The organism is Synechococcus sp. MIT S9504, assembly GCF_047497135.1.
Lineage (GTDB): Bacteria > Cyanobacteriota > Cyanobacteriia > PCC-6307 > Cyanobiaceae > Synechococcus_C.
This window is the reverse complement of record NZ_CP138942.1, coordinates 143,925-165,924: the sequence shown is the minus strand read 5'-3', so window position 1 is coordinate 165,924 and position 22,000 is coordinate 143,925. Positions and strand designations below refer to the sequence as shown.

Sequence of the window (22,000 nt, the reverse complement as noted above, 5' to 3'; positions counted from 1 at the left end):
ACAAGCCCTTGGAGATCAGGGGCCGAGACGAATTGCGGTTTCCACATCCGCTCGGGTGAGGCCATAGGGGTAGGAACAAGAGCGGGGGGGGCGCTCCGAAGTCCAGGTCACACCGAGATCCTGCTGATCGAGTCGCACCACAGCACTCCATGAAGGCTGCTCCCAGATCCAGTCGCAGGGGTCCTGATCACTGCGGGTGGCACCCAGCGCCTGCAACCACTGCTCAAGTGCCCGCAGGGAATGCTGATTGAGCGGCGTGTCCGCTGAGGGGAGTGATGCCATCGGAATCTCCGGGCTGCGCACCAGTCAGCTGAGTCTGCTCCTCCACAAGCCAACTCGGCTGCACCTGAAGTTCAAGTCCTCGGCTCAAGGCCACACCCACCCCAAGCAGCAGACAAAGCAGCAGTGATCCCAGCAGCAGCAGCAGCGACAGCCACTCACCACCGGAGAGGGGACGACGCTGACCGATCGCATGCGGCACCGGCAGAGATGGAATCACGGTCTGCTGTGTTGCTTCGCTCTCCCGCAGAGCCGCGTCGTAGACGCGGCGGAGGCGTGGATCAGCGAGCTGCTCATAGGCTTCTCGCAGAAGCCTGAACTGGCGAGCCGCATCCTGTGCCGGCAAACGGGTCGTGTCTGGATGCACCGCCTTGCTCAGGCGGCGGAAGGCCTGACGCAGAGAATCAGCATCAGCACTGCGAGAGACACCCAGACGCTCGTAATAGGTGATGTTCTGAGCCTGAGGGGCCATTGCGTTTAGCAGCACCTTGGGCTTCAGCGCCATTCTAGAAAGGTGTGACGGTTAGGCCGCCATGCCGGATACATCGCCGTTTGCCAATCCGGGAGCCGAGCTCTGGTCATTGCTCGGATGGAGCCCTGATGCCGGACAGCTGAGGCAGTTGATTCAACTGCAACAGTTGCTTCAAGACTGGAACAGCCGCGTCAATCTCACCCGGCTGGTGCAGGGGGAAGATTTCTGGATCGCTCAGGTTCTCGACAGCCTCTGGCCTCTGTTGCCTGAGCTGATGAGCCCAGACATTCCACGCCGCTGCATTGATGTCGGCACAGGTGGAGGCTTCCCCGGGCTGGCTGTGGCCATTGCTCTTCCAGGCGCTGAGCTGACCCTGGTGGATTCAGTGGGACGCAAAACTGCTGCCGTAGCTGCAATGGCGCAGTCGCTGGGCCTGGGCGATCGGGTGTTGGTCCGCACTGAACGGGTGGAACGCACTGGTCAGGATCAGAGCTGTCGAGGAACTTTTGATCTTGCGATGGCCCGCGCCGTCGGCGCAGCTCCTGTGGTGGCGGAATACCTGGTGCCGTTGTTGCACAGGAGCGGAGAGGCCTTGCTTTACCGCGGGCGCTGGAACGATGCGGATGAGATTGAGCTCCAATCGGCACTGAAACTTCTGAAAGCTCGCTCCCTGAAGTTGCAACGCATGGAACTTCCATCCGACAGAGGAGGTCGGACCCTGATCAGGATTGGACCCGAAGCTGAAACACCCAGGGCCTATCCGCGCGCCACAGGCCTGCCCAGCAAAATGCCGCTGGGGGTTCAAGACGCGGACAGCCGCTCCTGAGCGGAGCCACCAGCCCGCTCACGCAGGCTGCGCAGCAGGCTGGGGATGCGGTCTCTCCATGGACTGTCATTCAGAACCGACAAAAGCAGCTCCTCACTCACGCTGGCATCCAGCTCATCGGCATTGGCTCCCGGGAACCAATGACCAGCACGACCAAGCAGGCCGTAACGGGCCTTGACAAAGCCCTCCAGATCCCATGCCTCCAGCAGGTTATGAAGCCAAAGCAATATCGGCAGGTTGATCTCACCTGGCGTGTTCTGCCATTCCGGTAATCCCTTTCTCCAGCTTGTCAGCCATGACGCACCAAGGGCATCACATTCCGCCATGCGAAGACGGGATTCGATCGGCGCCACCAACTCCATGGCCTGATCCAGCAGGGATACCGCCTCAAGGTGCAGATCAAGGTCTTGAGGACAGGCCGCCCCGACGCTCAACGTGTGAACCCGCGGATCACGGAGACAGAAGAGGTCATTGAAAACAATCGGATGCAGGGGATCCGTGAGCTCCAGCAGTCGTGGGCCGGGGGTGTGCAGATGCCCTCCTTTATCAGTGGGGCTGATGATGAACACACCCATGTCCTGAAGACTGGCTGCTGCGATTGCCGGTTCGTTGTCCTGACGGATGAAGTACCAGTGCAGGTTCACATAATCGAAAACACCCGTTTCGATGGCATCGACGATTAACGCGGTGTCTCCATGAGTGGAAAATCCCACATGACCGATCCTGCCTTCGGCCTGCCAGCGACGCACCACATCAAGGCAGCCGCCGGGTCGGATCGTCTGATCGAGATGGGAATGAAGATTAATGCCGTGAATCGAGAGCAGATCGACACGATCCACGTCAAGACGGGCGAAGGACAGCTCGAGATCGGCTTCGAAAAGTTTCGGATCTGACTGGGGTGGCACCTTGGTCTGCAGGATTCGCGAGGGATCGGGAGAATCCGGCAGAGCCCAGCCAAGCTGTCGTTCTGAACTGCCGTAGTGGCGTGCGGTTTCCACATGATGGAAGCCCGTCTGCACCGCTCGTTGGAGGGTGCTCTGCAACAACCGCTGGGATTGAGTGGTGATCGCATCGGCATCAAGATCACTCCAGCTCTGCTGAAAGCGCATGCCACCCAGTGACAGCACTGGCATTGAAATCTCTGTGCGCCCAAAGCGACGGGTTGGCAGACCAGAGCTCTCCATCAGCCGTGATGGGTGTTGCGAGGAAGCTGACGACGTGGTCGAGCCGGCGAGGGGACTCCCATCGGAAGCAGTTCCTGGGCATCCAGCTGACGTTTCAGCCCCGGAAGATCATTGAAAGCAACCCAGTGGATGCAGTCCACAGGACAGGTCTCGATCGCTTCCTGGATGCAGTCAGATGGGTCACCATCCTGTCGAATTGCCCGGGAACGACCGAGATGTGGCTCAATCACGAAGGTATTCGTGGCCACGTGAGCGCAGTAGCGGCAACCGATGCAGGCCGCCTCATCAACCCAGACCGCCTTTGACTGGAGCGCACCGCCCAGGACAGGCTCAAAACCTGTTCGCTCATCCTGATCAAAGGACGCTGAAAGATAGGCGGCAGCTGCTGGATCAATCACTGAATCAACGTTGCTGTCAGAGGGAACTGGTTCAGGCGTCCCAACGGGTTACAACCAGCTCAATAGATCCATCCTGGCAATCACGTTGCTCTGTGACATCAAATCCCTCATGACGAGTGGCTTCCAGCACTGACCTCAGTGCATAGCGCTGGGTCAGACGCGACAGGAACCGTTCAACCGGTACGGGCTGACGCCAAAGATCCAAATCCGTAACGAACTCGTAAGCATGGTTTGTTTCATTCCAGCGGAAGCCGAAGTCTGCACCGCCGTCAACGGCAACTGCGAGCTCTGCTTCGACGGTCTGTCCCTTGTATCCACGAACGGTCTGCTGAGTGTCGCCAGGCGTGTAACCCAGATCCTCGAGAGCCCCACGCAGCGGAGCCAGCTGACGGAGTTCGGTTTTAACGGTACTGAAATGAGACATCAGGAAGGCTCGACGGACTGGGACTGAGTGACAGGCTGGGTTGAGGTGAAAGCCTCAGAAGTGGGCTGACGCCGTTCGACAGTGCCAAGCGCTGCCTCAAGACGATCTGTGAGTTGCAGGCAGCCATCACCAGTGACACCTTCAACCCGTTCCTCAACTCGACCGTCGGGGCGGATTCGAAATCGCACTGTGCGCTGAGGCATGCACCATTACAGAATTGTTCGCATGTTAAAGGGAAGTCGTAGGTGCCGGAGTTCCCTGTAACGGGATCAGATCAACAGACCTTCGTCCAGCAGAGTCTGGAGACGATCCACGAGCTCGGGATTATCGAGCTGCTCGAGGGCCGTACGGGCTTCATCGCGCACCGTCGTCTCACGATCCTGAAGCAGAGCTGCCACGAAGGCCTCGACCATCTCATCCTGGCGTGGCTTTACAAGCTGATCATGCAGTCGGCCCAGGGCCCAGATGCAGTTGCTGCGCACAACGGGTTCACTGTCAATCCGCAGGCTCAACAGCAGCTGACCTGCCGCGAGATCAGCCTTAACAGGAGTGGTGCTTCCCGCCTCCGCGAGTGACACCGAAGCCCAGAGACGCACCGATGCCACATCCACCTGCAAAGCCCTGATCAATGGATTGAGTACAGGAGCATCCGGGTAATTACCGAGGCTCCATGCCGTGGCCTTGCGCACATAGGCGTTGCTGTCCAGCTGCAGAAGCCGCAGCAGAGCTTCCACAGCCTGCAGGGAAGGATTCCGACCCAGTGCGTAAACAGCACTCATGCGCACCACAGGACAGGTTTCGTCGAGCAGTGGCAGGAGCAGTGGGACGGCACGAGGGTCACGATGTTCACAGAAAACCCTCAACCCTTGAAGGCGCTGATCATGCCCCTGCTTGAGCCATTCCAAGCCCTCATCACAGGCTCGAACCGCCTCCAGGGCATCACCTTCCGGATCATCCGGGGCAATCTCATCGAGAGGATCACCCATGAGTTCTGCGGCGAGTTCTCGCTCCAGCACATCAGGATCGATGGCCAGCTCAGCCATGAGGTCCTCGTTCTGGATGCTGGATGAATCGCCCATGATCCGATCGTAATCTCAGCTGATCGGAGCAGGCGCCAGCATGTCGCCTGGAAGCCAGATACGAGCGCTCACAGCGACAAGGGCCAGCGCGAACAGAGCCACGATCAGAATGGGAAGCAAAGTGCTGCGGAAAAAAGCCAAATCGCTGACGGATTTCCAAACATTGTGACTGCCGCCCGATCAGACCGGAGCAGCGGATCGCCCGATCCAGCGAAGAAGCATCAGAGAAGCCACTGCCAGAACCAGGCCGAACCAACCCAGCAGATGCTGATGCAACAGGAATGCCCCTGATCCAAGCAGAGCGCCGAAAAGCAGTCCAGAACTGAACAGGAAGCGGGCAAGCAGGTCTGAGAGGGATTCCGAAGCGGTCGCATCAAGGCCACCACGCCATCGGCTCCAGCCAGGACCAGGAGGACGAACCTGAAGCACGAAACGTTCCAGAACCGCAGGAGACTCCGGGGGGGTCAGCAACATCACCGTGATCCAGATCAAGGCCGTGAGAGCTGTGGTGACCATCAGGCGTTCTCCGTAATCAGCGATCTGAAGCAGAGGAACCACCGAGGTCACCAGGCCCACCACAAACCCGCAGAGCATGGCGGCCAGCTCAGCTGCAGCATTGATCCGCCACCAGAACCAGCGCAGAACGAGCACCACACCAGGTCCGGTGCCGATGGCGATCACCAGCCGGAACACCGTGCCGATGCTGTCGCTGATGAGGGCTGTGACCACTCCAAGCACAAGCAACATCACACTCATGAGCTGACCCACCAGCAGAAGCTCCCGCTGAGAGGCATTCGGCCTCAGAAAGCGTTGATACAGATCATGGGTGAGGTAGCTGGCTCCCCAGTTCACGGATGTACTCACGGTGCTCATGAAGGCAGCCACCAGGGAGACCACCACCAGTCCGAGTACCACAGGCGGCAAAAACTGAACCGCGAGTGTCGGGTAGCTGAGTTCCCAGTCAGCCTGGTCAGGAAGCAGCACCAGGGCAGCCAGGGCCACGATCACCCAGAGCCAGCTGCGCAGCAGATAGTTGACCACCAAAAACACCCAGCCTGCGAGCCGCGCCTGCTGTTCATCCTTCGTGGCCAGCATCCGTTGGATGAACTCACCACCACCGTCACTGCGGCGGAAACTCCACCACTGCACGGTGAGATAAGCGAGAAAAGTAGAGACACTGATCCCCGCGCCGCCGATCCAGGAGAAGCCTTCAGGACCCCAGCGCCAGGGAACGATCGACAGCAGTTCTGGGCGACCCAGCGCATCCAGCTGATCCAGCAGCGATTCCATCCCCCCGGCCGCATGAACTGCCGCCCATGCCACAGCGGCTGCCCCCAAAAGCGCCAGCAGGAGCTGAAGAAAATCGGTGATCACCACGGCCCACAATCCACCGGCGACGGTGTAAGCGAGCACAAGGACAGCCACAATGATCAACAGCAGCAGAGTGTCCGAAAGGCCACCGGCTGCACCTATCGGCTGATCAGAGACGATGCCAAGCGCTTCGACCACCTTGCGCATGGCGAGAAAGGCATAGCCGATGCCGATGCAGTTCACCGGCAGCGCCAGGAGAAAGGCCTTGATACCTCGCAGCCAGGCAGCTGCAGGGCCGCCATATCGCAACTCCGTGAAAGCAGCATCCGTGAGCACCCCGCTGCGCCGCCATAAGGGCGCGAACACCACGGCCATCGCGACATGCGCAAGCCCAAAACCCCACCACTCCCAGTTCGCCGCGAGGCCTCGCGTGCCCACGATCCCTGCTACATAAAGGGGCGTATCGATTGAAAACGTTGTGGCTGCCATTGATGCACCAGCGAGCCAGCCGCTGAGACGTCGGCCTGCCACGAAGTAATCGTCCTCGTCCCGATTGCGTCGCGCCAGCCAGAGACCAAGGGCCAGCGTGGCTGCCAGATACACGATCAGAATGGTCCAGTCGATCGGAGCCATGGAGCCGCGCAGATAGTCGCAGTCTCCCTTACTGCTGTCGCGATCTCCTCAGCTGGCCACAGGCCGCATCCTGGTCGAGGCCCCTACTGGAGCGGAGGCTGACGGCCACACCGCGCCTTTCAAGCACGCGGCGGAATCCTTCAATACGTTCACGGGATGGACGCTGAAACTCTTCTTCCTCAATCGGGTTGTAAGCAATCAGATTGACGTGACTCTGAAAGCCCCCGACACGGTCAGCCAGTTCCTCGGCATGCTCTGGCCGGTCATTGAGTTCTCCAAGCAGGATGTATTCGAAGCTCACCCGTCTGCCTGTGACCTCCAGGTAGTGGCGGCAGTCGTCGAGCAGAACGTCATAGGGGTAGAACTTGGCGGTTGGGATGAGATCCTCCCGCAACTGCTGATTAGGTGCGTGCAAACTCACCGCCAGGGTGAACTGAGCTCTGCCTAGGGTTTCAATGGCCAGCTCAGCAAGCTGAGGCAATGTTTTTGGCACGCCAACGGTGCTCACGGTGATCCGGCGCTGGCCGATGCCCAAATCATCACTGAGGCAACGGATCGCTTCCAGGACGGCACGGCTGTTGAGCAGAGGTTCGCCCATCCCCATGAACACGATGTGAGAGGGACGGCGATCCATCACCTCCCGCACACTGAGCACCTGATCGACAATTTCGTGCGTACGCAGTGAACGCTGCAACCCGTCTTTTCCTGTCGCGCAGAAACGGCAGGCCATCGGGCAGCCCACCTGACTGGACACACAGACAGTCAGACGTTGATCCGTGGGAATGCCCACCGTTTCGATGGTTTCACCGTCATCGGTGGCCAGCAGCAGCTTGGTGGTGGCATCGGATGCCACTGAACGATGCAACTCTTTCAAGCGGCCGATGCTCACACCCTGATCGCTGAGCGTGGCGCGCCAGGCCTTGGGCAGAACAGTGATCTCGTCGAGAGAACGAGCACCCTTGGAATAAAGCCAATCGTGGAGCTGACGCCCTCGGAAAGCTTTCTGCCCCTGGGACACCACCCAGTCCTGAAGCTCGGCCGCGCTGCGACCGAGCAGAGCTTTGCTCACCAGATCAGAAGCCCATGCCCAAGCTTGATTTCCACGGCAAGCAAGGCGATGAATCCGAGCATGGCCATACGTCCGTTGAGACGCTCGGTATGAGTGTGAAACCCATACCGGGGCAGACGACGAACGGGAATCGTGGTGGGTTCAAGCATGGACAGAGCCGGCTTCAGCGCACAGTTTGAAAGGGACAGGGTGATGGGCGCGGCGGCGACCGCAGATTTCACTCATCGCTGAGAAGCCCCTCCTCCTGAAGCCCTTCCACGGCCTCGGCATCAACCACCTGCTCTTCCTTCAGCTCATTGTCAGCATCAGGGCGTGCGAATGCGGCGAAGTTGGCACCACCCTCAATGCCATGCCGGCTGCGAGTGGCCTCCAGATCGGCATCGCTGGGGTCATCCAGAACTGCCGTGGCATCTTTCACTGGAGCGGCGGGCATATCGACTGTGTAATCGGGACGCAGGTTCTGCATGCGGCGGTAACCGACGGGATCCTCAGCAAGAATGTCGGGATGGGGGCCGGCTTCCGCACGCAGTTCCTCTTCGAAACCACTGAAACCGGTGCCTGCGGGAATCAGGCGCCCGATGATCACGTTTTCCTTGAGACCGCGGAGCCAGTCGCTCTTGCCCTCGATGGCGGCTTCAGTCAGAACCCTTGTCGTCTCCTGGAAAGAGGCGGCGGAGATGAAGCTGTCGGTATTGAGGGAGGCTTTGGTGATCCCCAGCAGAACCGGAGTGAATTCGGCGGGAGCGCCACCGGTGATCGACATCGCCTGATTGGTGTCCTCCACCTGACGAAGCTCAATCAATTCGCCGGGCAGCAAGGTGGTGTCGCCTGCATCCTCAACCCGCACTTTGCTGGTCATCTGACGCACGATCACCTCAATGTGTTTGTCGTCGATCGACACGCCCTGGGATTTGTAGACGTTCTGGACTTCAGTCACCAAGCGATGTTGCAGGTTGGCGATCGCCTCTTGGGCTGCATCCATCAGAGGCTTGCGACTGCGCAGATCCTCGAAGAAACACTCCAACAGCTCATGAGGATTGATCGGACCGTCCGTCAGCAGCTCGCCGGCTGTGACCTGCTGGCCATCGTTGACCATCACGTTGCGACCCAGCAGGATCGGATACTCGCCGATGGCATCATCGGTCTCGATGACTGTCACCACAGTTGTTTCATCGTCTTCACCCTGCTTGATCTCGACCGTGCCGGGCTTCTTGCAGAGAATCGCTGATTCCCGGGGACGCCGGGCTTCCAGCAGCTCCTCGATTCTGGGCAGACCCTGAACGATGTCACCGGTCTTCTGGCGTTCAAACACCAGCAATGCAAGACCATCGCCTCGCTGAACCAGATCCCCGTCGCGCACATGCAGGAGGGAGTCCGGTGAAATCATGTAAGGACGGCCGAGACGAAGCGTGACAGCCTTGCCATCCACCCGTTCCACCTCGCCACAGCAATCCGCGAGCTGGCCTTCAGCGAGAAGGTCACCGTCAACAATGCGCTGCCCCACAGTCACGGCAGGCTTGGCGGAGGTACTGATGGTCACGGTGTCTTCCGCACGCTCCACAATCAAGCGACGCACAGGCTCACTTTCAGTGGCTTCAGGCATCTGAGCCACACCCTCCTGCTTGCAGAGGATCTGAGTGGTGGCCACCACATCGCCGGCCTTGATCGACTGACCATCCTCGATCTGGAGTTCGGTGTGGGTGGAACCGTGGCTGGAGTCGGAAATCGTGTCGCGGCGGACGAGAATACTCTCCAATATCACCAGCTGAAGACGTTCGATCGTCTTGGCACGCCTGTCAGGCACTCGTTCCACATCCACAGTCATCTGTGGGGTGGTATCGAATGTCTCAAGCATCAGCTGTGTGCGCAGCAGCTCGACACCCTCAACAGACTTAACCAACTCGTTGTCTTTGAACGACAGGCGCTGGGTGGCCTTCAGGCCGAGGTGAGGACCATTTGGTTGCTTGACGTGTCCGAGATCAGGGAGCTGTGCCTCATTCGGAATGGTGTATTCCTCAATCGGGCGAAGCAGCACACCTGAGCCTTCAGGAGTTTCAACGGTTTGCACATACACCATGGCGTCGCTGCTGATGCCCTTGGCGATCGGTTCACCCGGATTGACCATGACACCGTCGCCGGTGAAACGCTCGAGAGCTTTTTTCTCAGTGCAGAGATGGAAGCTGCCGCTGCGCACGATGATCTCGCGCAGGATGTCGTTTTTCTGAGTGACGGTGACGATGCCGGCCGTCTGGCTGAAGATGTCCTTGACCACTTCAGTTCCGGCTTCGATCCACTGACCGTCGGTGATCATCAGCAGGGAGATGTCCTTGTTGATCTCATGGGTTTCCTGAGGAATCCAGAGCAGGGTTCCACCCTTATTGACCTCGTAACCGTTTTTGGCGGATCGAGCCTTCTTGATGGCCAGGCCGGGAGCGAAACGAACCAGTCCACCGGTCTGGGTGCGGAAGCGATCGTCGTTGAGTTCAGCGACGACTTCGCCACTGCCGATCTTGCTGCCTGGGATCGTGTTGAGGCGGTAACGGGTGCCGTCCTTGGCCTCCAGATTCCAGATCTCGCCAGCATGGGTGGATTCACCCTGCAGCTTGAAGTCACGCAGGGTCATCGAGGTTGTGACGATCTGCACCTCACGTGAATCACCAAGGGCGTCACGCAGGCGAACGGCGCCTCCGTACTCACTGGCCTGGCTGGCTTCCGCGAGCACCTGGGCTGCCGTGACCTGAGCACCAGCTGTGACCACAGGCTGGGCATTGGGGGGAAGGTTGTAGACATCCCCAGCAAGCACCCACATCCTTCCGAGACGTTGAGCCTTGTGGGTGATGTTGCCCTGGCGGTCAGTGACTTCCCTGGGCTGAATGGTGGGGTCATAGCTGACCTGTCCAGCCAGATCACAGATCACGTCCTTGGTGGCCTTCTCAACACTCTTCTTGACGGCACCGGCGGCGATCTGAGCGACGGTCACGTCCGCGGCGATCTCCTGACCGTTGTCCACAAACAGCAGCGAACCGCTGGTGATCTCGATCTTCTGAGCCTTGCCCTTGCCGGATGGGTTGATGGTGAGCTTGAAATCAGCCTCAGCTTGCTGGGCGTCAACTCCATGGGGGGTGCGGTAAGGACGCACGCGTGCTTTGGCGCCGTACTCAACAGTGCCCTCGACCTTGGAGCGGACCACGCCGGATTCCGCCGTTGACACACCACCGGTGTGGAACGTTCTCATCGTGAGCTGCGTTCCGGGCTCACCAATCGACTGGGCAGCGATGATGCCGACGGCCTCTCCGAGGTCCACCAGTTCGTTGTGGGCCAAAGCCCAGCCGTAGCACTTACGGCAGACCGAGCGGTTGGCCTCACAGGTGAGCGGCGAGCGCACACTCACCGCCTCAACCCCGGCCTTCTGGATCCGCTGAGAGAGAGGCGGGTCGATTTCGGTGTTGCGCTCGGCGAGCACCTCACCCTCGGCAGACACCACCTGATCAGCGGTTAGACGACCTACCAGGCGATTGCCGAACTTACCGTTCTCAGCCTTCACAACGATCAGACGCGTTGTGCCGCAATCGTCCTCGCGCACAATCACGTCCTGCGCGACATCCACAAGACGTCGGGTGAGGTAACCGGAATCAGCAGTACGCAGTGCCGTGTCCACCAGACCCTTGCGGGCGCCATAGGAGGAGATGACGTACTCGGTGACGGTCAGGCCTTCACGGAAATTGGTGCGGATCGGCAGGTCAATGATCTCCCCCTGAGGATTGGCCATCAGGCCGCGCATGCCGACCAGCTGGCGCACCTGGGACATGTTTCCCCGGGCACCGGAGTTGGCCATCATCCACACCGAATTGAGTGGATCGTTCTGGTTGAAGTTCTTCTTGACTGCATCCACCAAGCGCTCGTTGGTCTCGGTCCAGGTGTCAATGACCTTGGTGTGACGCTCAACCTCCGTGATCACACCAAGGCGATAGGACTCCTCGGTTGCCGTGATCAACTCTTCCGCCTCTCCCAGAAGATCCTGCTTCGCCTCGGGAACCTTCAGATCGTCGACCGAAATGGACACTGCGGCCTGGGTGGCGTATTTGAAGCCAAGATCCTTGAGCTGGTCAGCCATGGCGGAAGTGGCCGCCGTGCCGTGATGCTTGTAGGCCCAGGCAACCAGCTGTTTCAGACCCTTTTTATCCACCACACGATTGCGAAAGGGTGGGGGGGTCTTGGCCAAAGCGCGGGCTTCCTTCGCTGCGGCAGCCTTGGCCGCCTTGGCCGCCTTGGCCGCCTTGGAAGACTTGGAGGACTTACGGGATTTGGAGGGGGTGGAGGTCATGACAGCGCTGAGAAATCGTGTTTATGGAGTGGATCGGTCTTAATCGTTCAGGTGGCTGCCACTGCATCAATGATGGTGTGATTCATCACCACACGGCCCACAGTCGTGAGGATGTAGCGGCTGATCAGAGCGCCTTCCTCATCAAAACGGTCGCGGCGGTAGGTCCACTGCTCGAGCCGCGTGCCATCGGACAGAGATTCACTCTTCAAGGGCTCATCGCGCTCGTCATCGTCCTCAACGTCGCCGTTGAAGCGAACCCAGACCCAATCGTGCAATCCGAGGCGTTTGTCCTCGAAGGCATGAATCACGTCCTCCAAGTCGGAGAACGTCCGGCTGCGATCTCCGAATTCAATCGGGCTCATCTGCGGCTGAAGAGCCGTCAGGTAATAGGCGCCTAGCACCATGTCCTGTGACGGCGTGATGATCGGTTCGCCGGTGGCAGGAGAGAGGATGTTGTTGCTGGCTAGCATCAACATGCGTGCCTCGGTCTGGGCTTCGATCGCCAGCGGCACATGAACGGCCATCTGGTCACCGTCAAAGTCGGCGTTGAATGCCGGACAGACGAGGGGATGGAGCTGAATGGCGCGGCCATCCACAAGTTTGGGCTCAAAAGCCTGGATACCCAGTCGGTGCAGGGTCGGAGCACGGTTGAGCATGATCGGATGCCCCTCGATCACCTCCTGCAACACCTGCATCACCTCATCATCAGCACGCTGGATGAGCTTCTTGGCAGCCTTGATGTTGTTGACAATGTTCTGACGGATCAGGCGATGAATCACGAAGGGCTGGAACAGCTCGATCGCCATCTCCTTGGGCAGACCGCACTGATGCATTTTCAGTTTCGGACCCACCACGATCACGGAACGACCGGAGTAGTCGACACGCTTGCCCAGCAGGTTCTGACGGAAACGACCCTGCTTGCCCTCAATGATGTCGCTGAGTGACTTGAGGGGACGGTTGTTGGCACCGACAACGGTGCGGCCGCGTCGACCGTTGTCGATCAAAGCGTCCACGGCCTCCTGCAGCATCCGCTTTTCATTGCGGACGATGATCTCCGGGGCAAGAATTTCCTGCAGACGCGCAAGCCGGTTGTTGCGGTTGATGACCCGGCGATAGAGGTCATTGAGGTCAGAGGTGGCGAAACGACCGCCATCCAGCTGCACCATCGGGCGCAGATCGGGAGGAATCACCGGAATCACATCGAGCACCATCCACTCCGGACGGGCATTCGTGGCGATGAAGTTATCGATGACGCGCAGGCGCTTGATCAGCTTGGCTCGCTTCTGACCCTTGCTGCTGGCGATTTCCTCACGCAGCTGTTCAGCCACCTCATTGAGAGTGAGGTCTTCCAGCAGCTGCTTCAGCGCTTCCGCACCGATTCCGACCACCGGCTCATTCTCAATCTCGGAATCTTCGGCATAGATCTCATCCTCGATCTCCAGCCACTCGTCCTCGGTGAGCAACTGTTTGTACTTGAGATCCTTGTGATCACCTGGGTCAAGGACCACGTAGCAGTTGAAGTAAACAATCTGCTCGACATCGCGCAGAGGCATATCCAGAAGGATTGCCACGTAGCTGGGGATGCCCTTCAGGTACCAGACATGAGAGACAGGAGCGGCAAGCTTGATGAAGCCCATGCGATGCCTGCGCACCCGACTTTCAGTGACCTCTACGCCGCAGCGCTCACAGACGATGCCGCGGTGACGCACCCGCTTGTATTTGCCGCAATGGCATTCCCAGTCCTTGGACGGGCCGAAGATCTTTTCGCAGAACAACCCGTCCATCTCTGGTTTAAGGGTTCGGTAGTTGATGGTCTCCGGCTTGGTGACTTCACCCACCACCTGTCCGTTGGGCAGGGTGCGCTGACCCCACTCCATCACCCGGTCGGGCGAGGCGAGTGTGATCTTGACGTAATCGAAGTGGTTCTCGGTCCGAAGGTTGCTGTTGGTCATTGACGGTTAAGGAAGAGGGAGCGGTTTGTCGGTTCGTTCGTTGATCCGTCAGTCCTCGTCGTAGTCAGCGACGCCCAGGGATTCGTAGGTGGGCCTGCTAGGGGTGCTGCGACGTGGATTCACGTCCTGCATCAGATCCACTTCCTTGCCTTCATCGGTGAAGACAGCGATGTCCAGGCCCAGCGACTGAAGCTCGCGCATCAGCACCTTGAAGGATTCCGGGGTTCCCGGACGCGGGATTGGCTTGCCCTTGACGATGGCGTTGAGAGCTTCGTTGCGACCTTGCATGTCGTCGGACTTGACGGTGAGCAGCTCCTGAAGGGTGTAGGCGGCGCCATAGGCCTCGAGAGCCCACACCTCCATTTCTCCAAGACGCTGGCCACCCTGCTGGGCCTTGCCCCCCAGAGGTTGCTGAGTCACAAGTGAGTAGGGGCCAGTCGAGCGGGCGTGGATCTTGTCATCCACCAGATGAACCAGCTTGAGGAAGTGGGAGTAACCCACGGCGACAGGTTGATCAAATGGCTCACCGGTACGTCCATCGATCAGCTGGAGCTTGCCGGGGTCATCCGGGTTGTAGATCCACTCCTTACCGGGCTGTTTGGCTGCCGTCTTCAGGAAGGCCTCAACAGTTTGTTGAGACTTCTCCGCGCCATACATCTCGTCGAAGGGCACAACCTTCACACGGCAGTCGAGGTTGGACGCGGCCCAACCCATGAGCAGCTCGAAGACCTGTCCGACATTCATGCGGCTGGGAACGCCGAGAGGGTTCAGCACGATGTCCACAGGAGTGCCATCGGGGAGGTAAGGCATATCCTCACGGGGGAGGATGCGGCTGATGATTCCCTTGTTGCCGTGGCGACCGGCCATCTTGTCGCCAACCTGGATTTTGCGGCGTTGGGCCACATAAACACGCACCACCATGTTCGCGCCGGGCGGCAGCTCATCACCCTGTTCTCGGGTATAGATACGCACATCCACGACACGTCCACGTTCGGTGCTTGGCACCCTTAGTGAGTTGTCGCGAACATCACGGGCTTTTTCACCGAAAATCGCACGTAGCAGTTTCTCCTCAGGTGGTTGATCGGACTCACCCTTCGGCGTGACCTTGCCGACAAGAATGTCGCCGCTTTCGACGAATGCGCCGATGCGGATGATGCCCATTTCATCGAGGTTGCCGAGGCTTTCCTCCGCAACGTTGGGAATCTCTCGGGTGATCTCTTCCGGCCCCAGCTTGGTCTGACGAGCCTCAATCTCATACTTCTCGATATGCACCGAGGTGTAAAGGTCGTCATTGACCAGACGCTCACTGACAAGGATGGCGTCCTCGTAGTTGTAGCCCTCCCAGGGCATGTAAGCGATCAGCACGTTCTGACCGAGAGCGATCTCACCGCCTTCACAGGCAGATCCATCAGCAAGCACCTGGCCCACGATCACCTGGTCTCCCTGGCGAACAATCGGACGCTGGTTCAGACAGGTGTCCTGATTGGAACGTTGATATTTCTGAAGGAAGTGAGTGTGTTCGAGACCTTCCTCGTCCTGGACCACGATCGCAGTGGCGTCGACGAAGGTCACAGTGCCGTTCACACGGGTGATCGGAACCATGCCCGAGTCGCGGGCGACCTGGGTTTCCAAACCTGTTCCCACAAGCGGTCGCTCCGGACGCAATAGCGGAACGGCCTGACGCTGCATGTTGGAGCCCATCAGTGCGCGGTTGGCGTCGTCGTGCTCCAGAAATGGAATCAGGGAGGTGGCAACGGAGATCACCTGCACAGGTGAGAGCTGCACGTAATCGACCTGCTCGGGGGGGACCTTTTCAAAATCCTGCCGGTATCGGACAGGAATCAGATCCGCGAGAATCGTTCCATCGCTGTCGGTCGCCACATCTCCAGGAGCGACACGGCATTCGTCCTCGAGGTCTGCCGACAGATAGATCGGATCGCCCTGCTTGAGCACCCGACCGTTCTCGACTTTCCAGAACGGGGTTTCGATGAAGCCGTATTCGTTCACCCTGGCGTGGGTTGCGAGTGAATTGATCAGGCCAGCATTGGGACCCTCGGGTGTCTCGATCGGACAGAGACGTCCATAGTGTGAAGGATGAATATCACGAACAGCGAAGCCAGCACGCTCCCGTGTCAGACCACCTGGACCAAGCGCTGAAATGCGTCGCTTGTGCGTGAGTTCAGCCAAAGGATTGGTCTGATCCATGAACTGACTCAGCTGACTGGAGCCGAAGAACTCCTTGATGGCAGCGACAAGCGGCTTGGGATTGACCAGCTGGGCAGGGGTGAGCGAGTCGGTCTCACCAACGGTCATGCGTTCCTTGATGATTCGCTCAAGGCGGTTCAGACCCACACGCACCTGGTTCTGAAGCAGCTCACCCACCGAGCGGACCCGGCGATTGCCCAGATGATCGATGTCATCGAGGCTGGCACCACCGACATCCAGCTCAAGATTGATCAGGTAATCAAGGGTTGAAAGCACATCCTCGTGGGTGAGGGTGCGCACGGAGTCGGGGATGGTGAGACGAAGTTTTTTGTTGATCTTGTAGCGGCCCACCCGGCCGAGGTCGTAGCGCTTGGGATCAAAGAAACGGGTCTGCAGCAGCTGCTGACCACCACTGACTGATGGCGGCTCACCCGGACGCAGCTTCTTGTAGAGCTCGAGCAAAGCCTGATCCTCGGAGCTGATCCCCTCGTCGTTGGCGGCTTCAATCGACTTTTTGTAGTACTCCGGATGCCGGAGCTTGTCGATCACATCGTTGTCCGACAGCCCCATGGCGCGCATCAGCACGTGGGCGTTGATCTTGCGAGTCTTGTCAACCCTGACATGCAGCAGATCGTTCTTGTCGGTCTCGAACTTCAACCAGGCCCCGCGGTTGGGGATGACGCTGGCGTTGTAGGTACGACGCCCATTCTTGTCCATTTCATCCTTGAAATAGACACCAGGGCTGCGCACGATCTGATTCACGATCACGCGCTCTGCACCGTTGATGATGAACGTCCCCCGCTCGGTCATCAACGGCAGCTCCCCGATGAACACCTCCTGTTCCTTGATCTCACCGGTCTCCTTGTTGACCAGCCGGCAGGTCACATACATCTGTGAGGCAAACGTCGCATCACGACGTTTGGCCTCTTCCACATCATGGCGAGGGCGCTTCAGTCGGTACTCGCTACCGACGAAATGGAGCTCTAGCTTGCCGGTGTAATCGGTGATCGGAGAAAAGCTCTCGAGCTCCTCGATCAGACCTCTCTCAAGAAACCACTTGAAACTGGCACGCTGTACCTCCACCAGATCGGGCAGATAGGTGGCGGTCTTGGCGACCTGAATCGCGCTGCTGCTCATGCGGAGACCTGCAGGTATCGGAGGGGACAGTGGGGCCTGAAGGAGACAGCCGGTTCAACCAAGGAGTGGGCTTTCAGCCAAAACAGCGGCTGACATCCCTCTAGAAGGGACGACCTCCGCAATCACTGGCTTTAGAAGACTCGGGTCAGAACGGCTGACGTCGTCAATGCACCGGACGGTAATGGACGCTTCGGGAGCCCAAGCACAGGGAACCATGCTGGGCCAGGCCAATAAGTCATCTTACACTTTCGCGTTACCGCAGTCTGCAAGGTCAGGGAAGCCTGAACAGACGCCTTGCATTGGCAGTGCTGTCCTGAGCAACCTGCTCGAGCGACTGCTGGCGCAGCTCAGCGACACGCGTGGCTACCGAAGCCACGAAAGCAGGCTCATTGCGTTTACCCCGGCGGGGAACCGGTGCCAGGAAAGGGCAATCGGTCTCCACCAGAAATCGATCCTGAGGAACCTGCTGCGCACAATCATGGGTGGGAACCGCCTTAGGAAATGTCACGGTGCCGCTGAAGCTGATGTAGAGCCCCAGCTCCAGAAACTGATGCATCTCCTCTGGGGTTCCTCCCCAGCAATGCATCACACCGGCGGGACAACGTCCTTCGAGCCGTCGCGCGCGCAGTTCGGTCAACATCGGTTCTGCCGCATCACGGCAATGGATGATCACCGGCAGGTTGAGCTCCACGGCCAGGTCGAGCTGGGGCCGCAGGATTGCAAGCTGTTCATCCAGATTTTTGTCGCGGAAGAGATCCAGACCGAGCTCGCCAATGGCCACCACCCGACTGTCATCGAGCGCTGCTAGGCGCAACACATCGGGTGTGTCCTGACTCCAGTGCTTGGTATCGAGTGGATGGACACCGACGGAGTAACGCATCTCCGGGAATCGATCCGCCAGCGAGCGGATGGCAGGGATCTCACTCGGTTCGACACAGGCATGCAGGAGCGACTTCACACCAGCACCACGCCAACGCTCAGCCACAGCCTCGAGATCCTCTTCAAAGGTACGAAAGATGATGTGACAGTGACTGTCGATTAACACCGGAGTGGACATCGGATCCTGAAACGCGCCTTCAGGATCCATTCTGCAGGGATTGGGTAAGTCGATCCCAACCAGTGATCGGCATTCAGCCTGCTGCAGGAGCGGGGTCAATCGCTTTTTTCACAGCAACCGTCAGTCGGGCTTTTTGGTGGGCACCGGTGTTGCGATGCAGCACACCACGCTTCACAGCTTTGTCGATCTTGCTGAATGCAGCATTCATGCTGGATTGAACACCGGCTTTGGCCTCATCGCCTGGCGTAGCGGCGTAGGCGTCACAGGCACTCAGGCAGCGCTTCATGAGGGTGCGCATGGCCGATTTATAAGCCTTGTTCTCGAGGCGATTGCGCTCGGCGATCTCGACGCGCTTCTTTGAAGACTTGTTATTGGCCACAGAGGCGGATTTCTCATCGACGATTCATAACCTTAGCTCAGGGACCCCAGGGACCACATCGAGATCATCCGCGGTGGCCCTAGCGTGAAGAGACCTGACAGCGGGCGTTGATGACCACCCTGAGCACGGAGCCAGCGGCGAACGGTCTGCCCAGATGCCTCGAGAGCGCAGCGGGGGCTGAGCACCAGCTCGATCGGATTTCAACCCGTACCACTGGCCAGGCCCAGAGGGAGGCGACCGCAACAGTCGAATCCATCATCGAACGCGTGCGCAGTGAAGGTGACCGTGCCCTGATGGCGCTCACCGAACAATTCGATGGTTTCCGTCCGGAGCCGCTGCGCGTTCCAGCGATTGAGCTGAAACAAGCCTGGGACAAAAGTCCTGCGAATTTGAAGGATGCCCTGGAACTCGCCCATCGTCGGATCCAGGATTTTCATCAGCGTCAGAAGCCACAGGACCTTGATGTGCAAGGCGTTCACGGCGAACGATTGGGACGGCGATGGCGACCGGTGCAGGCCGCCGGTCTCTACGTACCTGGCGGTCGAGCCTCCTATCCGAGCACGGTGCTGATGAATGCGGTTCCGGCAAGAGCCGCCGGTGTGGAAAAACTGGTGATGGTCACCCCGGCAGGACGCGATGGCCAAGTGAACCGCACGGTGCTGGCGGCAGCACACCTGGCTGGTGTGCAGGAGGTGTATCGAATCGGAGGGGCCCAGGCGGTCGCCGCTCTTGCCCTTGGCACCCAAACCGTCCCCCGCGTCGATGTCATCAGCGGGCCGGGCAATCTCTACGTGACACTCGCCAAAAAGCTGGTCTATGGGCAAGTCGGCATCGACTCCCTCGCCGGCCCCAGCGAAGTGCTGGTGATCGCCGATGACTCGGCCTGCGTCGCTCAGGTCGCTTCGGATCTCCTGGCTCAGGCGGAACACGATCCACTGGCTGCAGCCATCCTGCTCACCACGTCCCAGTCTTTGGCTGATGCCCTGCCCGCGGAGCTCGCAGCTCAATTGAGCAAGCATCCGCGTGAGGCCATTTGCAGGCAATCCCTCGGTCAGTGGGGGCTGGTCGTGGTCTGCGACAACCTGGAAACCTGCGCGCGCCTCAGCGATCGATTTGCACCGGAACACCTGGAACTGCTGGTGGAGCGGCCACGGATGCTGGCAGATCGCATTCAGCAGGCAGGCGCCATCTTCATCGGTCCCTGGAGCCCTGAAGCGGTCGGCGATTACCTGGCAGGCCCAAATCACACCCTGCCCACATGCGGTTCGGCCCGTTACAGCGGTGCGCTGAGCGTGGAGACCTTCATGCGCCACACCTCAATGATCGAATTCAGCCGTGAAGCCCTCGAAGCCACTGGCGGAGCGGTGGTTGAACTGGCCGGCAGCGAAGGACTGCACAGCCATGCGAACTCGGTGAAGGTCAGGCTGGACTGACAGTCAGTCAGCCTTGTCCAGTCGACGAACAGCGGCCACGCCGTCGTTGATTTCACCCACCAGCACCTCATCAGCAAGGTTCACGAACAAACCATTCTCAAGAACACCAGGAATGTTGTTGATGCTTCGCTCCAGATCCACAGGGCCTGAAATCCCGCCTTCAAAGCGGACATCCAGAACGAGATTGCCCTGATCGGTCACCACTGGTCCGGCCTTGCGATTCGCCATGCGTAATTCAGCTTTTCCGTTCATCGCGGCCAACTGCTGTTGAACCTGACGCCAGGCTCCCGGCAGTACCTCAACCGGCAGAAGAAATTCGAGGTTGAGTCGCTCGACAAGCTTGGTGGAATCCACAACCACAATGAAACGTTCCGCGCGAGCGGCAACAAGCTTCTCCTGAACGTGGCATGCACCACCGCCCTTGATCAGCTGGAAGGAAGGATCCACCTCATCGGCACCATCGATGGCCAGATCAATCCGATCCACAGCATTCAGGCTGCGCAGGGGGATTCCCAGCTCAGCAGCCAGCACTTCTCCCTGAAACGACGTGGTGACGCCGACGATGTCCTTAAGCTGTCCTGAAGCCAGGCGCTGCCCGAGTCCCTTGATCATCAGCGCTGCAGTGGAACCCGATCCCAGACCCACGATCATGCCGTCACGGAACTGTTCGACCGCCACTTCTGCGACGGCCTTTTTCATCTGGTTCTGAAGATCTGACATCGCTCAGGATTAAACCGGCGAGACCGTAGCAAGGGTTTTATCCGAAGCCCGGTAATGGCTCGGGCTTAACAGACAGCTGCAGGTCTTTTTCTCCACGGATGATCTGCAGAGTCAAGGGCTGATGGATCTCAGCCTGATCAACCTGCTGAAGCAGTGTCTGGGGATCATCAACAGGAACATCTCCTGCCTTGACCACCAAATCGCCGCGACGAAGGCCAGCGCGCTGGGCAGGACTATCCGGCAGCACAGACTGAACCAAAGCACCAGATCGTTCCGGCAGCTCAACCAGCGCATTGGGATCACGGTTGTGCTCTCTAGCGATTCTCGCCGTCAGAGCAATCAACTGAAGCCCAAGATAGGGATGAACAACCTCCCCGGCCTGCTGCAGCTGCTCAGCAACGCGGCTCGCAAGGTTGATTGGGATGGCAAAGCCAAGTCCAGCCCCGGGGCCGGATCTAACCAACGTGTTGATACCGATCACTCGGCCATCGGCATTCACAAGAGGGCCACCTGAATTTCCGGGATTGATCGCAGCGTCGGTCTGGATCAGGTCAAGACGCTTGTCGTTGAAACCGAGGCTGCTGATGTTGCGATGCAGACTGCTGACAATTCCGAGGGTCACGGTCCTCTCCAGGCCGTAGGGCGTGCCCAAAGCGATAGCCCAGTCTCCGACATCCAGAGCATCGGAGTCACCGAGCCTGGCCGGCTTGGGTGAGTCGTCCCCCTCCAGCTGGACCAGCGCCAGATCCGTAACCGGGTCACGCCCGATGACGACACCATCTCTCTGATCGCCGTCGGCCAGGGTGACATTGACCTCCTCCACCTGTTCCACAACATGAGCATTGGTGAGCACCAGCCCCTGCCGGTCGATCACGACCCCGGAACCCTGACCACGTTGACGCTCAGGTCCGTAGCCTGGCTCGCCGAGCAGATCCCTCAGCAGTGGGTCGATCAGATTCGGGTCAAATGGCTGGCGCTCCACGACCCGCTCAGTGTCGATTCGCACAACGGCCGGAGCAACGTTGCGCACTGCATCAGCCACGAAGCTGTGGGTGCCGGGAAGCGCATTGGATGCGGCAAGCACCCGGGCCGGCAGAAGAATGAATGACAGGGCAATG

General features: G+C 59.2%; 20 protein-coding genes. 2 read left to right on the top strand and 18 right to left on the bottom strand.

From position 1 onward, the window contains the following. Positions 1-15: 15 nt before the first annotated feature. Together SIB58_RS00815 and SIB58_RS00810 are read right to left on the bottom strand one after the other, a co-directional pair. Positions 16-282, bottom strand: coding sequence for a DUF3143 domain-containing protein (locus tag SIB58_RS00815; protein WP_231857169.1), 267 nt, complete (start codon positions 280-282; stop codon positions 16-18). Beyond that, positions 224-751: a J domain-containing protein gene (locus SIB58_RS00810; RefSeq protein ID WP_066911116.1), complete on the bottom strand. Its 528-nt coding sequence runs from the start codon at positions 749-751 to the stop codon at positions 224-226. The genes SIB58_RS00815 and SIB58_RS00810 overlap by 59 nt, the downstream gene beginning before the upstream one ends. Before the next feature lie 61 nt (positions 752-812). On the opposite strand from SIB58_RS00810, the gene rsmG reads away from it, so the two are divergent. After that, positions 813-1,577 (top strand): 16S rRNA (guanine(527)-N(7))-methyltransferase RsmG, encoded by a 765-nt coding sequence (rsmG, locus tag SIB58_RS00805; protein ID WP_066911027.1) that lies wholly within the window; start codon positions 813-815, stop codon positions 1,575-1,577. On the opposite strand, the gene SIB58_RS00800 is transcribed toward rsmG, so the two are convergent. The 14 genes from SIB58_RS00800 to rpsT form a co-directional block, all read right to left on the bottom strand. Then, positions 1,553-2,761: an aldo/keto reductase gene (locus SIB58_RS00800; RefSeq protein ID WP_066911030.1), complete on the bottom strand. Its 1,209-nt coding sequence runs from the start codon at positions 2,759-2,761 to the stop codon at positions 1,553-1,555. The two genes, rsmG and SIB58_RS00800, sit on opposite strands and share 25 nt — an antisense overlap. Further along, positions 2,761-3,159 (bottom strand): ferredoxin, encoded by a 399-nt coding sequence (locus SIB58_RS00795; RefSeq protein ID WP_066911033.1) that lies wholly within the window; start codon positions 3,157-3,159, stop codon positions 2,761-2,763. Before SIB58_RS00795 ends, SIB58_RS00800 begins: the two co-directional genes overlap by 1 nt. Positions 3,160-3,190: 31 nt before the next feature. Continuing rightward, complete coding sequence (locus tag SIB58_RS00790; protein ID WP_066911036.1) at positions 3,191-3,583, bottom strand: DUF1257 domain-containing protein; 393 nt, start codon at positions 3,581-3,583, stop codon at positions 3,191-3,193. Then, entirely contained in the window at positions 3,583-3,786 is a 204-nt protein-coding gene (locus SIB58_RS00785) for a DUF2997 domain-containing protein (RefSeq protein WP_066911040.1), read from the bottom strand. Before SIB58_RS00785 ends, SIB58_RS00790 begins: the two co-directional genes overlap by 1 nt. Positions 3,787-3,852: 66 nt before the next feature. Then, positions 3,853-4,662 carry a HEAT repeat domain-containing protein gene (locus SIB58_RS00780; RefSeq protein ID WP_066911043.1) on the bottom strand — a complete coding sequence of 270 codons (810 nt, stop codon included), beginning with the start codon at positions 4,660-4,662 and terminating at the stop codon, positions 3,853-3,855. 15 nt (positions 4,663-4,677) lie between these two features. After that, on the bottom strand, positions 4,678-4,803 hold the full coding sequence (locus tag SIB58_RS00775) for a hypothetical protein (RefSeq protein WP_255355652.1): 126 nt from the start codon (positions 4,801-4,803) through the stop codon (positions 4,678-4,680). A gap of 39 nt (positions 4,804-4,842) precedes the next feature. After that, positions 4,843-6,606: a sodium:solute symporter family protein gene (locus SIB58_RS00770; protein ID WP_066911045.1), complete on the bottom strand. Its 1,764-nt coding sequence runs from the start codon at positions 6,604-6,606 to the stop codon at positions 4,843-4,845. Between the two features lie 28 nt (positions 6,607-6,634). Then, the gene (rlmN, locus tag SIB58_RS00765) at positions 6,635-7,675 is read right to left on the bottom strand and encodes a 23S rRNA (adenine(2503)-C(2))-methyltransferase RlmN (RefSeq protein WP_066911048.1); all 1,041 of its coding nucleotides are present in this window, start codon (positions 7,673-7,675) and stop codon (positions 6,635-6,637) included. Then, a complete protein-coding gene (locus SIB58_RS00760) occupies positions 7,672-7,824 on the bottom strand; it encodes a high light inducible protein (protein WP_066911119.1) in 153 nt (50 codons plus the stop codon). Before SIB58_RS00760 ends, rlmN begins: the two co-directional genes overlap by 4 nt. A gap of 68 nt (positions 7,825-7,892) precedes the next feature. Further along, the gene (locus tag SIB58_RS00755; protein ID WP_067326923.1) at positions 7,893-11,999 is read right to left on the bottom strand and encodes a DNA-directed RNA polymerase subunit beta'; all 4,107 of its coding nucleotides are present in this window, start codon (positions 11,997-11,999) and stop codon (positions 7,893-7,895) included. Positions 12,000-12,046: 47 nt separating this feature from the next. Beyond that, on the bottom strand, positions 12,047-13,951 hold the full coding sequence (locus SIB58_RS00750; protein WP_066911053.1) for a DNA-directed RNA polymerase subunit gamma: 1,905 nt from the start codon (positions 13,949-13,951) through the stop codon (positions 12,047-12,049). Between the two features lie 48 nt (positions 13,952-13,999). Beyond that, positions 14,000-17,293, bottom strand: coding sequence for a DNA-directed RNA polymerase subunit beta (gene rpoB, locus SIB58_RS00745; RefSeq protein ID WP_066911056.1), 3,294 nt, complete (start codon positions 17,291-17,293; stop codon positions 14,000-14,002). A 271-nt stretch (positions 17,294-17,564) separates the two neighbouring features. Beyond that, on the bottom strand, positions 17,565-18,350 hold the full coding sequence (locus SIB58_RS00740; protein WP_082823416.1) for a TatD family hydrolase: 786 nt from the start codon (positions 18,348-18,350) through the stop codon (positions 17,565-17,567). 73 nt (positions 18,351-18,423) lie between these two features. After that, on the bottom strand, positions 18,424-18,729 hold the full coding sequence (gene rpsT, locus SIB58_RS00735) for a 30S ribosomal protein S20 (RefSeq protein ID WP_066911059.1): 306 nt from the start codon (positions 18,727-18,729) through the stop codon (positions 18,424-18,426). 110 nt (positions 18,730-18,839) lie between these two features. On the opposite strand from rpsT, the gene hisD reads away from it, so the two are divergent. Next, positions 18,840-20,162, top strand: coding sequence for a histidinol dehydrogenase (gene hisD / locus SIB58_RS00730; RefSeq protein WP_082823413.1), 1,323 nt, complete (start codon positions 18,840-18,842; stop codon positions 20,160-20,162). Positions 20,163-20,165: 3 nt separating this feature from the next. On the opposite strand, the gene rpiA is transcribed toward hisD, so the two are convergent. Beyond that, positions 20,166-20,882: a ribose-5-phosphate isomerase RpiA gene (rpiA, locus tag SIB58_RS00725; protein ID WP_066911062.1), complete on the bottom strand. Its 717-nt coding sequence runs from the start codon at positions 20,880-20,882 to the stop codon at positions 20,166-20,168. Positions 20,883-20,919: 37 nt separating this feature from the next. Continuing rightward, entirely contained in the window at positions 20,920-21,993 is a 1,074-nt protein-coding gene (locus SIB58_RS00720) for a trypsin-like peptidase domain-containing protein (RefSeq protein ID WP_066911128.1), read from the bottom strand. Positions 21,994-22,000 lie beyond the last annotated feature (7 nt).